Origin of the sequence: Streptomyces sp. NPDC006235, assembly GCF_040613735.1 — a bacterium.
Taxonomy (GTDB): Bacteria; Actinomycetota; Actinomycetes; order Streptomycetales; family Streptomycetaceae; genus Streptomyces.
The window spans coordinates 47,664-61,184 of sequence record NZ_JBEXSR010000043.1; the positions used below are offsets into that span (position 1 = coordinate 47,664).

Annotated in this window: 12 protein-coding genes and 3 tRNA genes; 8 read left to right on the forward strand and 7 right to left on the reverse strand. The window is 71.2% G+C overall.

Annotated features, from left to right (window positions below; translation table 11 throughout):
- Positions 1-49 precede the first annotated feature (49 nt).
- The 4 genes from ABZ192_RS35160 to purS form a co-directional block, all read right to left on the reverse strand.
- Positions 50-556 (reverse strand): helix-turn-helix domain-containing protein, encoded by a 507-nt coding sequence (locus ABZ192_RS35160; protein WP_356928540.1) that lies wholly within the window; start codon positions 554-556, stop codon positions 50-52.
- Positions 557-661: 105 nt separating this feature from the next.
- Complete coding sequence (purL, locus tag ABZ192_RS35165; RefSeq protein WP_356928541.1) at positions 662-2,920, reverse strand: phosphoribosylformylglycinamidine synthase subunit PurL; 2,259 nt, start codon at positions 2,918-2,920, stop codon at positions 662-664.
- Positions 2,917-3,597, reverse strand: a complete 681-nt coding sequence (gene purQ, locus ABZ192_RS35170; RefSeq protein ID WP_356928542.1) for a phosphoribosylformylglycinamidine synthase subunit PurQ — start codon at positions 3,595-3,597, stop codon at positions 2,917-2,919. The genes purL and purQ overlap by 4 nt, the downstream gene beginning before the upstream one ends.
- Positions 3,594-3,857: a phosphoribosylformylglycinamidine synthase subunit PurS gene (gene purS / locus ABZ192_RS35175; RefSeq protein ID WP_010045045.1), complete on the reverse strand. Its 264-nt coding sequence runs from the start codon at positions 3,855-3,857 to the stop codon at positions 3,594-3,596. Before purS ends, purQ begins: the two co-directional genes overlap by 4 nt.
- Positions 3,858-4,124: 267 nt before the next feature.
- On the opposite strand from purS, the gene ABZ192_RS35180 reads away from it, so the two are divergent.
- The 8 genes from ABZ192_RS35180 to ABZ192_RS35215 all read left to right on the forward strand — a co-directional run bounded on the left by ABZ192_RS35180 (position 4,125) and on the right by ABZ192_RS35215 (position 8,741).
- Complete coding sequence (locus tag ABZ192_RS35180) at positions 4,125-4,442, forward strand: Lsr2 family protein (RefSeq protein WP_356928543.1); 318 nt, start codon at positions 4,125-4,127, stop codon at positions 4,440-4,442.
- Between the two features lie 134 nt (positions 4,443-4,576).
- Positions 4,577-4,648, forward strand: a tRNA-Gly gene (locus tag ABZ192_RS35185).
- A 98-nt stretch (positions 4,649-4,746) separates the two neighbouring features.
- Positions 4,747-4,819, forward strand: a tRNA-Gly gene (locus ABZ192_RS35190).
- A 144-nt stretch (positions 4,820-4,963) separates the two neighbouring features.
- Complete coding sequence (locus ABZ192_RS35195; protein WP_356928544.1) at positions 4,964-5,935, forward strand: ABC transporter ATP-binding protein; 972 nt, start codon at positions 4,964-4,966, stop codon at positions 5,933-5,935.
- Positions 5,932-6,735, forward strand: a complete 804-nt coding sequence (locus tag ABZ192_RS35200) for an ABC transporter permease (protein ID WP_356928545.1) — start codon at positions 5,932-5,934, stop codon at positions 6,733-6,735. Before ABZ192_RS35195 ends, ABZ192_RS35200 begins: the two co-directional genes overlap by 4 nt.
- A gap of 22 nt (positions 6,736-6,757) precedes the next feature.
- Positions 6,758-8,026, forward strand: a complete 1,269-nt coding sequence (locus ABZ192_RS35205) for a histidine kinase (RefSeq protein ID WP_356928546.1) — start codon at positions 6,758-6,760, stop codon at positions 8,024-8,026.
- Complete coding sequence (locus ABZ192_RS35210; protein WP_356928547.1) at positions 8,023-8,643, forward strand: response regulator transcription factor; 621 nt, start codon at positions 8,023-8,025, stop codon at positions 8,641-8,643. Before ABZ192_RS35205 ends, ABZ192_RS35210 begins: the two co-directional genes overlap by 4 nt.
- 22 nt (positions 8,644-8,665) lie before the next feature.
- Positions 8,666-8,741: transfer RNA gene (locus ABZ192_RS35215), tRNA-Gly, on the forward strand.
- 54 nt (positions 8,742-8,795) lie between these two features.
- On the opposite strand, the gene ABZ192_RS35220 is transcribed toward ABZ192_RS35215, so the two are convergent.
- The 3 genes from ABZ192_RS35220 to ABZ192_RS35230 all read right to left on the reverse strand — a co-directional run bounded on the left by ABZ192_RS35220 (position 8,796) and on the right by ABZ192_RS35230 (position 13,329).
- Positions 8,796-9,695 carry a phosphoribosylaminoimidazolesuccinocarboxamide synthase gene (locus ABZ192_RS35220; protein ID WP_356928548.1) on the reverse strand — a complete coding sequence of 300 codons (900 nt, stop codon included), beginning with the start codon at positions 9,693-9,695 and terminating at the stop codon, positions 8,796-8,798.
- Between the two features lie 69 nt (positions 9,696-9,764).
- On the reverse strand, positions 9,765-11,240 hold the full coding sequence (locus ABZ192_RS35225; RefSeq protein ID WP_356928549.1) for a N,N-dimethylformamidase beta subunit family domain-containing protein: 1,476 nt from the start codon (positions 11,238-11,240) through the stop codon (positions 9,765-9,767).
- A 217-nt stretch (positions 11,241-11,457) separates the two neighbouring features.
- Positions 11,458-13,329, reverse strand: a complete 1,872-nt coding sequence (locus ABZ192_RS35230; RefSeq protein WP_356928567.1) for a hypothetical protein — start codon at positions 13,327-13,329, stop codon at positions 11,458-11,460.
- Positions 13,330-13,521 lie beyond the last annotated feature (192 nt).

The following is a 13,521-nucleotide window of genomic DNA, read 5'->3' on the forward strand; positions in this document are numbered from 1 at the left end:
TCCCCCGGTTCGGTCGGTCGCGGGTTCGCTCGGTCGCGGATTCAGTCGTTCACGGACGTGCCGTCGCCACCGCCACCGCCACCAGCAGCGGTACGACCCGCCCCGGCGGCACCTCGTAGCGGCCCCGCCCGGTCGTGTGCAGCCAGCCGGCTCCGGTCAGCTGGCGCAGGTGGTGGTAGATCTGGCCGGTCGTGCCGACCTCGTCCAGCTCGGCGAGTTCCGCCGCGGTGCGCCGGCCGCCGAGGATCTCGCGGAGCAGCCGGAGCCGGACCGGATGGCCGAGCGCCGCCAGCGACTCGGCGACCGGCGCCCAGTCGTCCTCGAGCAGCCCCTCCGTCAGGGCCCCCGTCTGCCACGCGTACTGCTCGCCGGTCGGCAGGCGTACGGAGCCGGTGTAGAGGACACCGCCGTCGGCGGCTCCCAGCTCGGACAGCTGTTCCTTCAGCCCGTTCAGCGCCCAGAAGTCGCCCGCGTCGAGGCGGGGTCCGGCGCGGTGGGCGCCTTCCAGGGCCGCCAGTCGTCGTTCGAGGTCGGCGACACGTTGTTCCAGTTCCACGCCGTGGATATTACGGAACTACGTAATTGCGTGCAAGAGGTGGGGCCGAACATGCGAAAGCCCCGCCCGTCGCCATGACCGGCGGGGCGGGGCCTTCGTGCGTGACTACGCCAGCAGGGCCGGGATCGTCCCCTCGTGGAGCTCGCGCAGCTCGGACAGGGGGAGCGTGAACTCGCCCTGGATGTCCACCGAGTCGCCGTCCACGACACCGATACGGGTGGCCGGCAGACCCCGCGCACCGCACATGTCGTTGAAGCGGACCTCCTCCGAACGCGGCACGGCCACGACCGCGCGGCCCGCCGACTCGGAGAAGAGGAAGGTGAAGGCGTCCAGACCGTCCGGGACGATCAGACGCGCGCCCTTGCCGCCCAGCAGCGCCGACTCGACGACCGCCTGGATCAGACCGCCGTCGGACAGGTCGTGCGCGGAGTCGATCATGCCGTCGCGGGAGGCGGCGATCAGGATCTCGGCGAGCAGCCGCTCACGCTCCAGGTCCACCTTGGGCGGCAGACCGCCGAGGTGGTCGTGCACGACCTGCGACCAGGCCGAACCGCCGAACTCCTCACGTGTGTCGCCGAGGAGGTAGAGCAGCTGCCCCTCCTCCTGGAAGGCGACCGGCGTGCGCCGGGTGACGTCGTCGATGACGCCCAGGACCGCGACGACCGGGGTCGGGTGGATGGCCGCCTCGCCCGTCTGGTTGTAGAGCGAGACGTTGCCGCCGGTCACCGGTGTGCCCAGCTGCTGGCAGGCGTCCGCCAGACCGCGCACGGCCTCCGCGAACTGCCACATCACCGCCGGGTCCTCGGGCGAGCCGAAGTTCAGGCAGTCCGAGACGGCGAGCGGCTTGGCGCCCGTCGTCGCCACGTTCCGGTAGGCCTCCGCCAGCGCCAGCTGCGCGCCCGTGTACGGGTCGAGCTTGGCGTACCGGCCGTTGCCGTCCGTGGCGAGGGCCACGCCGAGGCCGGTCTCCTCGTCGATCCGGATCATGCCGGAGTCCTCGGGCTGGGCGAGGACCGTGTTGCCCTGCACGAAGTGGTCGTACTGGCTCGTGATCCAGGACTTGGAGGCCTGGTTCGGGGAACCGACCAGCTTCAGGACCTGGTCCTTCAGCTCCTCGCTCGTCGCCGGCCGCGGCAGCTTGTTCGCGTCGTCCGCCTGGAGGGCGTCCTGCCAGGACGGGCGGGCGTACGGGCGCTCGTAGACCGGGCCCTCGTGGGCCACCGTGCGCGGGTCGACGTCGACGATCTTGCCGCCGTGCCAGTAGATCTCCAGGCGATCGCCGTCGGTGACCTCACCGATGACGGTGGCGATGACGTCCCACTTCTCGCAGATCTCCAGGAAGCGGTCGACCTTCTCCGGCTCGACGACCGCGCACATGCGCTCCTGCGACTCGCTCATGAGGATTTCCTCGGGCGAGAGCGTCGAGTCGCGCAGGGGGACGTCGTCCAGCGTCACGCGCATGCCGCCGGAGCCGTTGGAGGCCAGCTCGCTGGTCGCGCAGGACAGGCCGGCCGCGCCCAGGTCCTGGATGCCGACGACCAGCTTCTCCTTGAAGGCCTCCAGGGTGCACTCGATGAGCAGCTTCTCCTGGAAGGGGTCACCGACCTGGACCGCCGGGCGCTTCGACGGCTTGGCGTCGTCGAAGGTCTCACTCGCCAGGATCGACGCGCCGCCGATGCCGTCACCACCCGTACGAGCCCCGTACAGGATGACCTTGTTGCCCGCGCCGGACGCCTTCGCGAGGTGGATGTCCTCGTGCCGCATCACGCCGATGCAGCCGGCGTTGACCAGCGGGTTGCCCTGGTAGCAGGCGTCGAAGACGACCTCGCCGCCGATGTTGGGCAGGCCCAGGCAGTTGCCGTAGCCGCCGATGCCGGCGACGACACCCGGCAGCACACGCTTGGTGTCGGGGTGGTCGGCCGCGCCGAAGCGCAGCGGGTCGACGACCGCCACCGGGCGGGCGCCCATGGCGATGATGTCGCGGACGATGCCGCCGACACCCGTGGCCGCGCCCTGGTAGGGCTCCACGTACGACGGGTGGTTGTGCGACTCGACCTTGAAGGTGACCGCGTAGCCCTGGCCGACGTCCACGACACCGGCGTTCTCGCCGATGCCGACGAGCATGGCGTCGTTCTCGGGCGCCTTCTCGCCGAACTGGCGCAGGTGCACCTTGCTGCTCTTGTACGAGCAGTGCTCCGACCACATCACCGAGTACATGGCGAGCTCGGCCCCGGTGGGCCGGCGGCCGAGGATCTCGACCACGCGCTCGTACTCGTCCTTCTTCAGGCCCAGTTCGGCCCAGGGCAGCTCGACGTCGGGGGTCGCGGCCGCGTGCTCGACCGTGTCCAGAGGCGTCCGGCTCATGCGTTGACCAGCTTCTTGAGGATCGAGGTGAAGAACGGGAGGCCGTCGGTACGACCGGTGCCGATCAGCGGCTCGACGGCGTGCTCGGGGTGCGGCATGAGGCCCACGACGTTGCCGGCCTCGTTGGTGACACCCGCGATGTCGTTGTTCGAGCCGTTGGGGTTGACGTCCAGGTACCGGAAGGCGACCCGGCCCTCGGACTCCAGCGCGTCCAGCGTGCGCCGGTCGGCGACGTACTGCCCGTCGATGTTCTTCAGCGGGATGTGGATCTCCTGGCCGGCGGTGTAGTCGCTGGTCCAGGCCGTCTCGGCGTTCTCCACCCGGAGCTTCTGGTCACGGCAGATGAAGTGCAGGTGGTTGTTGCGCAGCATCGTGCCGGGCAGCAGGTGGGCCTCGGTGAGGATCTGGAAGCCGTTGCAGATGCCGAGGACCGGCAGGCCGGCCTTCGCCTGCTCCAGCAGGGGCTCCATCACCGGCGAGAAACGGGCGATGGCCCCGGCGCGCAGATAGTCGCCGTAGGAGAAACCACCACACAGCACCACGGCGTCGACCTGCTTGAGGTCCTTGTCCTTGTGCCACAGGGCGACCGGCTCGGCGCCCGCGAGGCGGATCGCGCGCTGCGTGTCCCGGTCGTCCAGACTGCCGGGGAAAGTGACGACGCCAATACGAGCGGTCACTTCACGGCCTCCGCGACTTCCTCGACCCGGACGGTGAAGTCCTCGATCACGGTGTTCGCGAGGAACGACTCCGCAAGATCGTGAATGCGGGCGAGGGCGGCCTCGTCGACCGGCCCGTCAACTTCCAGTTCGAAACGCTTTCCCTGGCGGACGTCCGAGATCCCTTCGAAACCCAGCCGCGGCAGTGCGCGCTGCACCGCCTGGCCCTGGGGGTCGAGGATCTCCGGCTTGAGCATGACGTCGACTACGACGCGTGCCACTGGCACTCCCGGTGTGTGGTGCTGAGCAGGTTCCTTCAGACTACCCGCACAAAAAATCTACGCGCGTTGACTTGTAGGAAACTACGTGACGGTCATCACGATCCTGCATCGACCCACCCACACACGAAAATTTCCGGGAAAGATTCCGGGTCGACACCCGAAACCTATTGCGTTCGGACACGCGGACAGATTTAGTCGGGTTTCACATTGCATTGTCAGGCACTGTAGAAATGAATTGGCAAGTGCCGCAGGAAGGGACCGATATTCGTGGCGCAGAAGGTCGTGGTCACTCTCTTTGACGACATCGACGGCTCGGAAGCGGCGGAAACGATCGCCTTCGGACTGGACGGCAAGTCGTACGAGATCGATCTGAACGAAGTCAATGCCGGCGAACTGCGGAAGGCGCTCGCGCCCTACGTGGAGGCCGGCCGCAAGCGGTCCCGCTCGGGCAGGGCGTACCGGCAGACGGAGGTCGCCCCCGACCCGTCGGCCGTGCGGGCCTGGGCCCAGGCCAACAAGATGGAGGTCCCCGCGCGCGGGCGCATCCCCAAGAAGATCTACGAGGCGTTCACCGCCGCCCAGTGACGGCCCGGTGAGGCCCGGCGGACGGCCGCTCACCCGCCCCTCGCGGCAACCGACTTGCGCAGCACCCCGGCTGATCAGCTAGAGTCTGGAGCACGCCGAGGGGCGAGGCCGAAAGGCCCGGCTCACGGAAACATGCGGGTGTAGTTCAGTAGTAGAACATCCCCCTTCCAGGGGGAAGGCGCAGTGTGCGATTCCTGTCACCCGCTCTGCATCGCCAGTACCGACCACTCTTGTGGATCAGGTAGGCTGGTGCCCGCACCGATCGGTGGCCGTGCTTGTTTCAGGCTGGCGATCGGGAGCACATGCGGACGTAGCTCAGTTGGTAGAGCGCAACCTTGCCAAGGTTGAGGTCGCGAGTTCGAGCCTCGTCGTCCGCTCGGGAATGAGACCCCGGTCCTGATGGACCGGGGTCTTCTTCGTGTTTCCGTTCCTCGCCTCTGATCCTTGCTTCTGACATTTGTCATGCCGAGTGATGACAGTGCGCACTGCTTCCCCGGCTGCGGGGCCGGGACGCTGAAGGCATGGAAACGAACGGACACGAACACGTGATTGAGGTCACTGACCTGCGGCGTGTGTACGGGGGCGGGTTCGAGGCGGTAAGCGGAATCACCTTTTCCGTACGTCGCGGGGAGATCTTCGCCCTGCTGGGCACCAACGGCGCGGGCAAGACCTCGACCGTCGAACTGCTGGAGGGACTCGCGGCGCCCGCGGCCGGCCGGGTCCGGGTCCTCGGGCACGACCCGTACACGGAGCGGGCCCTCGTACGGCCGCGCACCGGCGTGATGCTCCAGGAAGGCGGCTTCCCGTCCGAGCTGACCGTCGCGGAGACCGCGCGGATGTGGGCGGGGTGCGTGAGCGGGGCCCGGCCGCCGGCGGAGGCCCTGGCGCTGGTCGGACTGGAGTCGAAGGCCGGCATCCGGGTCAAGCAGTTGTCCGGCGGGCAGCGGCGCCGGCTGGATCTGGCGCTCGCGCTGCTCGGCGACCCCGAGGTGCTCTTCCTGGACGAGCCGACCACCGGCCTGGACGCCGAAGGCCGCCACGACACCTGGGAATTGGTGAGCGCGCTGCGCGACGGCGGGACGACGGTGCTGCTGACCACGCACTACCTGGAAGAGGCCGAGAACCTCGCCGACCGGCTGGCGATCATGCACGAGGGCCGCATCGCCACCACCGGAACCCCGGCCGAGGTCACCGCCGCGGAACCGTCGCGGATCTCCTTCGAACTGCCCGACGGCTACTTCGTCGGCGATCTCCCGCCGCTCGGCGAGCTGGGCGTGAGCGGGCACGAGACCGACGGCCGGACCGTCCGGCTGCGCACCCACGAACTCCAGCGGACGGCCACCGACCTGCTGACGTGGGCCGCGCGGGCCCGGGTGGAACTGCGCCGCCTGGACGTGCGGTCGGCCTCCCTGGAGGAGGCGTTCCTCCGCATCGCCAAGGAGGTCTCCGCGGGCCGGACCACGGGAACGACGACGAAGGAGTACGCGGTATGAGCGCCCTCACCACGACGCCCCGCCCGGCACCGGCGGCGACCACTGCGCTGAGCCGGATGACCGCTCTCGCCCGCGCCGAACTGACCCTGCTCGGGCGGACCAGGGGCGCGCTCGTCGCGGCGCTGGTCGTACCGCTCGTGATGCCTTTCAGCGTGCGGTCGGCGGCCCAGGAGATGGACCTCGCCGGAGCCGGACTGAACACCGGCACCCTGGTGCTGCCCGCCGCGGTCGGCTTCTCCCTGCTGTTCGCCGTCTACTCGGTGCTCGTCGGCACGTACGTCGTCCGGCGGGAGGAACTCGTCCTCAAGCGGCTGCGCACCGGTGAGCTGCGGGACGTCGAGATCCTGGCCGGCTCCGCGCTGCCCGCCGCCCTCACCGGACTCGCGCAGTGCCTGCTGCTCGTGGCCGGCTGCACCGTGCTGCTGGACCTGTCCGCGCCGTCCGCGCCCCATCTCGCCGTAGCCGGACTGCTGTTGGGGCTCGTGATGTGCGCGGCCCTCGCCGCGGCCACCGCCGCCGTGACCCGGACCGGCGAGAGCGCACAGGCCACGCCCATGCCGCTGCTGCTCGTCTCGATGATGGGCTCCGGCATGTTCTTCCCGCTGGAGCTGATGCCCGACCGGCTGGCCTCCGTCTGCGAACTCCTGCCGCTGACGCCGGTCATCACCTTGGTGCGCGGCGGCTGGACCGGCGATCTGTCGGCGTACGAGGCGCTCGGCGCCCTCGCGACGGCGATGGCCTGGATCGTCGTCGCGGTGTTTGCTGTACGGCGGTGGTTCCGCTGGGAACCGCGGCGCTGACCGAAGGGGGAGTGACGGGCTGATGCGCGGGCCGGGCAGGTGGTGGCGGCGGAAGAGCACACCGCAGAAGGTCGAGACCTACACACGGTGGTCGTTCTACTTCTTCGCGGTGATGGAGTTCTTCTCCGTCGGCTTCACGTCCGTGGCCCCGCTGGGGGCACGGCTGGGCGGTGCCGTCATGCTGGTGGTGGCCGTGCACGCCACCATCGCCTTCGTGACCGTGTCGCGGGCGGTGGACTGGACGCGGGGCCGCAGGCCCCAGCCCGTCGGGCTGATGTGGACACTGGCCGCCGTCACCGCCGCGGTCTCCGTCGCCGCGCTCGGGATCGCCGAGCGCGGGCCCGCCGGCGAAAGCGTCGACACCGCCGCCGGTGGGGTCTTCGGAGTGATCCTGGTCTTCGGGCCCGGCATCATCGCGCTCGGCGTTCGCGACCGGCGGCGCGCCTTCGGCATCGCGGCCGGCTTCGCGGCGGGCACCTGGGTCGTGACGTTCGCGCTCGGTGCCTCCGCCCTCACGGCGTTCTTCACCGCGTTGATCGTGCTGATCGGTGGCATGTGCATCGCCTTCGCGGCCGTCTTCTCCGTGTGGCTGCTCAACGCCGTCTACGAACTCGACGAGGCCCGCGAGACCCGGGCCCGGCTCGCGGTCGCCGAGGAGCGGCTCAGGTTCGGGCGGGATCTGCACGACGTCATGGGGCGGAACCTCGCCGTGATCGCGCTCAAGAGCGAGCTGGCCGTGCAGCTCGCCCAGCGGGGGCGGCCGGAGGCCGCGGCGCAGATGGTCGAGGTGCAGCGGCTCGCGCACGAGTCGCAGCGGGAGGTCCGCGAGGTCGTGCGTGGTTACCGGGAGGCGGATCTCGCCTCCGAACTGGCCGGTGCGCAAGGGGTGCTGACCGCGGCCGGTATCGACTGCACGGTGAGCGGGCGGACCTCGGCGGGGCTGCCGGCCGGGGTGCAGTCCGCCTTGGGGTGGGTGGTGCGGGAGGCCGCGACGAATGTCCTGCGGCACGGGGACGCGCGGTGGTGTGCGGTGCGGCTCGGGGTTCAGGAGGGGCGAGTGGTGTTGTCGGTGGAGAACGACGGGGTCACGGAGGCCGCAGAGGGGGCTGGGGCGGCCGGCTCCGGGCTCGCCGGGCTGCGGGAGCGGCTGGCGCAGATCGACGGGACGCTGGAGGCCGGGCCGGCGGGCAAGGGGCTGTTCCGGCTGGCGGCGGAGATCCCGCTGCCGTCGGAGTCCGCCCCTGGCGAGCCCCTCGCCGCTGTGCCTGCTGTGAGTGAGGTCACGCCATGACGGCCGTGGAGCCCGTGCGGCTGCTGCTCGCCGACGACGAGCACCTCATTCGCGGGGCGCTCGCCGCGCTGCTGTCGCTGGAGGACGACCTCACGGTCGTCGCCGAGGCGGCCACCGGGCCGGAGGCACTGGCGATGGCCCGGGCCCACAAGCCCGACGTCGCCGTCCTGGATCTCCAGATGCCCGGCGCCGACGGTGTGAAGGTCGCCACATCCCTGCGCACCGAACTGCCCGGCTGCAGGGTGCTCATCGTCACCAGCCACGGGCGGCCCGGGCATCTGAAGCGGGCGCTGGAGGCCGGGGTGCGGGGGTTCGTGCCGAAAACCGTCAGTGCGCAGCGGCTCGCGGAGCTCATTCGCACGGTGCACGCCGGGAACCGTTACGTCGACCCGGAGTTGGCCGCCGACGCGATCGCCGCCGGGGACTCGCCGCTGACCGCCCGGGAGGCCGAGGTGCTGGAACTCGCGGCGGACGGTGCGCCCGTGGTGGAGATCGCGGAGCGGGCCGCGCTGTCGCAGGGGACCGTACGGAACTACCTGTCGTCGGCCGTGTCGAAGCTCGGGGCGGAGAACCGACATGCCGCGGTGCGGCTCGCGCGGGAGCGAGGTTGGGTATAGTGGTTCCCGCGCCACGGCGCATGCGAACGTAGCTCAGTTGGTAGAGCGCAACCTTGCCAAGGTTGAGGTCGCGAGTTCGAACCTCGTCGTTCGCTCCAGTGAGAAGCCCCCCGGCTCCGGCCGGGGGGCTTCTCCGTGTTCTGCCTGGGGCCCTATACCCAGCTCGTGCCGGTCAGGCGCTCGTACGCCTCCACGTACTTGGCGCGGGTGGCGTCGACGACCTGCTGCGGCAGCGCGGGCGGCGGCTGCTCGCTCTCGCGGTCCCAGCCGGACTCCGCCGAGGTCAGCCAGTCGCGGACGTACTGCTTGTCGTACGACGGCTGCGCCCGGCCCGGCTGCCACTCGTCGGCCGGCCAGAAGCGGGAGGAGTCCGCGGTCAGGACCTCGTCCGCGAGGACCAGGGAGTCGCCGTCGAAGCCGAACTCGAACTTCGTGTCCGCGAGGATGATGCCCCGCTCGCGGGCGATGTCCCGGCCCCGCGAGTAGACGGCGAGGGTCGCCTGGCGCAGCCGGGCGGCGGTGTCGGCGCCGACCTGGCGGGCGACCTCCTCGTAGGAGACGTTCTCGTCGTGCTCGCCGACTGCGGCCTTGGTCGCCGGGGTGAAGATCGGGGCGGGCAGTTCACTGCCGTCGACCAGGCCCTCCGGGAGGGCGAGGCCGCAGACCGTACGGGACTCGTTGTACTCGACCAGGCCCGAGCCGGTCAGATAGCCGCGGGCCACGCACTCCACGGGGACCATCCGGAGCGACTTGCAGACGAGGGTGCGGCCCTCCCAGTCGGCGGGGGCGCCCGCGGGAAGTTCCGTGCTCAGGACGTGGTTCGGGATCAGGTCGGCGAGCTGGTCGAACCACCACAGGGAGAGCTGGGTGAGGATCCGGCCCTTGTCGGGGATCTCGGTCGGCAGCACCCAGTCGTATGCGGACATGCGGTCGCTGGCGACCATCACGAGGTCGCCCGCCTCGTTCTGGTACAGATCGCGCACCTTGCCGGTGTGCAGATGCACCAGGCCCGGAACCTGGATCGGCTCGGGCTTCTCTACGAATCCGGACACGGTTCCTCCCCGTGGTTCTGTCCATTGGGGTTGATTCTCCCGTATGCGGGGCTGATCCCGGACAGTGGGTCAGTCGCGTTTGCAGATGCGGTCCAGGAGGTTTGCGGTGGCCCGCTGGACGCGGGCGTCGACGTGGCCGGGGCGGTCCAGGGCCGGGGTCCAGGCGAACGTTCCGGAAGCGAAGACCCAGGCGCCGGAGGGGGCGCGGTACAGGGACGTCTCCTGGTGGCGGGCGGTGCCCTCCTTGTCCGTGTACGGCGAATGGGCGAGCAGCACCCGCTCCTCGTGCTCGGGCAGCGGGGTGCGCGGGAAGTAGCGGTCGGCCTCGCCCGCCACCAGGCCCTCGATCTCGTCCCCCTCGTGCGCCCCGGTCGCCTCCCACAGCCAGTGGCCCGCGTTGCGCACGATCAGGGGGTGCGGCACGGGGACGTGCCCGGCGTACTGGATGCCGATGAGCTGCTGTTCCGCCCGGTCGATCTCCCGCCACAGCACCGGCTTGCCGGGGCCCCTGCGCTTGCGGCACGTCAGCAGGCGGTCGGGGACACCGGACGGGGACGGGCCCAGTTCGACCTGCCAGTACATCGAGTTGGCGGAGAGGAAGACCAGCGAGGTGCCGGCGTCGCGGGCGCGCTCCACGGCACCGCGCATCGCGGCCGACCAGTACTCGTCGTGGCCCGGGAAGACCAGGCCGCGGTAGCGGGTGGGGTCGACACGGCCCGCGTGCAGGTCCGCGGCGGTGGCGTAGGCGACGTCGTAGCCGTAGCGCTCGGCCCAGCGGATGAAGTCGTAGGCGTGCCCGACGTGCAAGGGGAGGCCCGCGCCCGCGTACGGTCGGTCGAAGGAGACCGTGGTGGCGGCCTCGGACTCGCCCAGCAGACGGCCCTTCTCGTCCCAGGCGTGGTAGAGGCTGGCGCCGGTGCGCCCGTCCTCCGGGTAGAGGTTGTACGCCTGCCAGGTGATGTCGGGCAGGACGAGGAGCAGGTCGGCGGGCTGGTCGTCGCGGACCGTGAACGGGACGTGGGAGCGGTAGCCGTCGGCGGTGGTGAGGACGGCGACGTACGCGCCGACGTTCCAGTGCGACGGGATCTGGAGCCGCCAGGACAGCCACCAATGGTGGCAGGAGACCGTGCGGTCCGCTGTGAGCGGCGGGGGTTGCACGATGCCGGACAGGCGCGGGCTGGTGGTGATCTTCGCGGCGCCGTCACCGCCGTAGTGGCCGATGCGGTAGATGTCGACGCCGAACTCCTGGGGCGGGTCGACGGTGATGTGGAAGTCGATGGCCTCGCCGGGCGCGACCGCGCCGGTGGAGGTGAAGCCCTTGATCTGGCCGTGGACGTCGTCGGCCGCGCGGGGGCCGCTCGAGCGGCTGCCCTTCTTCGGGGACTGGGCCGGGTCCTGGTCCACGTACCAGGGGACGACCTGGCCGCTGTCGTCGAAGTACGTCACGTTTCCGCGCAGCCACGGGACGGGGCCCTGGCCGAAGGGATCCGTCACGGCGTGCGCCAGCGCTCCCGACTCCCAGCGGCGGATCTGCTCCGAGCCCATGGTTGCTTCCCCTCCCCTTCGCCCCCGTGGCTGTGCGTGCTGTGTGGTGAGCTGCGACCCCTGTGGTTCCTTCGTGCCTATGTGTTTGTCGTATGTCGCAAGCCCTTGCCATGTGCGCGAACGGTTCAAGCACATCACATAATGCGCGCACTTCGTTACTGTTCGTTTCGAATTGGCCAGAAGCGGAAGCCGGTGCTCCGGGAGCCGGCCCCGGCGGTCAGCCGAGCCGGACCGGCTTCTCGGGCCGTATCCCCAGCTCGGCCAGCCAGGCCCGCAGGGGCGTGGAGTCACCGTCCTCGATCAGGGTGAGGACCTTGGGCGCCAGGTCGGCGGTGCGCTCGCCGTTGTGGAGGAGGGTCGGGCCGTCCAGCCAGTCCAGGCCCGGTGTCGCGCCCGCGGTGTCCATCGCGGCGCAGCAGATCATCGCCGTGAGGTGGTCGGCGAGCAGTTCACGGGCCGTGCGCGGGGGCTGGAGGGGGGAGAGGGGGAGGGTTCGGTCGTCCCAGAGGGCTGCGGGGGGCGGGGTGGCCGGGGGGCTGGTGGGTGGGACGGCCGCGGGGGTGGGGGCGGTGGCTGGGGTGGTCGCCGGGTGGGTGGTTGCCGAGGTGGCTGTGGTCGAGGGGGTGGTGGCCGAGGTGGCCGGGGCCGAGGTGGCGGCGGTCGGCGGGCCCGGCGTCGCGGTGGCTTCCTCGCGGGACAATTCGGCGCTGAGCCGGGCGGCGAGGGTGGCGCTGCGGGGGGTCGTGCCCGCGAGGTCCTCTTCGTCGTCCGGGGGTGGTTCGGGACTCCGGGTGGCGAAGGGGGGTTCTCCGGCCTGGTCCGTCAGATGGTCGAGGACGCGGGACAGCGTCGGGCCGCCGGTGTTCGGGGCCGTACTCCCCGGGGCCGGGCGGACGCCCATGTCGTCCAGGACGCGGTGGAGCCGAGCCGCGTCGATGCGCCACTTGCGGTCCACGACCTCCTCCGGATAGTCGCTCCAGCCCACCGGCGACCAGTCGGGACCGGGCCCCGCCGGGCCGCCGTGGAAGAGGCGGGCGGCGAGGAGGGAGGCGGCCTCGTCGACCGCGCCCGGCTCCTCCAGCAGATCGCAGGCGGGCCGCTCACCGAGCCGGGACGCGAAGCCCTCGGCCAGGCGGTCGCGCCGGGACAGCTCCGTGAGCGCCGCCACCACACCGGCGTCCAGCCGGGACGGCCAGCGGCCCATCCGCCAGGCGGGCAGCGCGACCCGGGTCAGCAGCCGGTCCCAGCCCGCGTACGCCAGGCCCACCTGCTCCTGGGCGACGATCCGCAGCCCGTAATCCACAGCCTGTGCACGCTCCGCGGCCGCGGCCGCCACGCCGCGCTCCATCTCGGCGACGTGCACACGGCAACTGCGCAGCAGCAGCCGGGCCACCCAGCCGACCCCGGCCAGCACGGCCCGCGACACCGACCGGCGATCCGGAGCCGACGCCACGGCCACCGCGGCGTCCAGGCCTCGGACGAAGCGCCGGGCGGCGGCTATGTCGGGGTGCGCCGAAGGGCCCGTACCGGCGACGACCGGGGCGAGGACGGCACGCAGCTCGCCGACTCGCATCCACCACAGGAAGGGCGAGCCGATCACGAGGACCGGCGCGACAGGCTGCCGGCGGTGCGGGTGTCTGCCGCCGCCCGCTATGTCGTCGTGCTCCTCGGCGGGGGGCGGGCCGTGGGCCCGGTGCGTGCGGTCCTCAAGCCAGCTGTCGCAGTCCGGCGTGAGCGCTATGGCGGACGGCGCGGGGACGTCCAGGCGGTCGGCGAGGTCGCGCACCATCCGGTACAGGTCCGGGGCCGACTCCTCGGCGATCGGGATGGTCGGGCTCATCGCGGGACGCGCCCGGGCGACGACCAGGGCCACACCGGCGGCGGCGAGCAGCACAAGGACCGCGACCGGCGTCAGGATCCAGCGGACGGCATCCCAGCCGGGGCCGGTGAGGCGGCCGGTGGCGGCGCCCGCGAGCAGGATCACGGCGACGGCGGCGGGCAGCAGGGCGACGGCCAGCGCGCGGCTGCGGATGCGCAGCACGACCAGTGCTCGTGCCCGCGCGGCCTGCGCGCCTGCCTCCACACCCATTCCGGTCACGACCGACCTCACCCCCTCCCCGTTGACCTGACGCTTTCCTTGCTCACTCCCCCACTGTGGCACCCGCCACTGACATCGCAATGCCGGTGGGCCAAGTGCCGGAACGCTTGCGCCGCACCCTAGTTGGGGCTCCACCCCCCGTCAGCCGGATAGGACATCGGTCACTCGATGGAATGGCTTTGG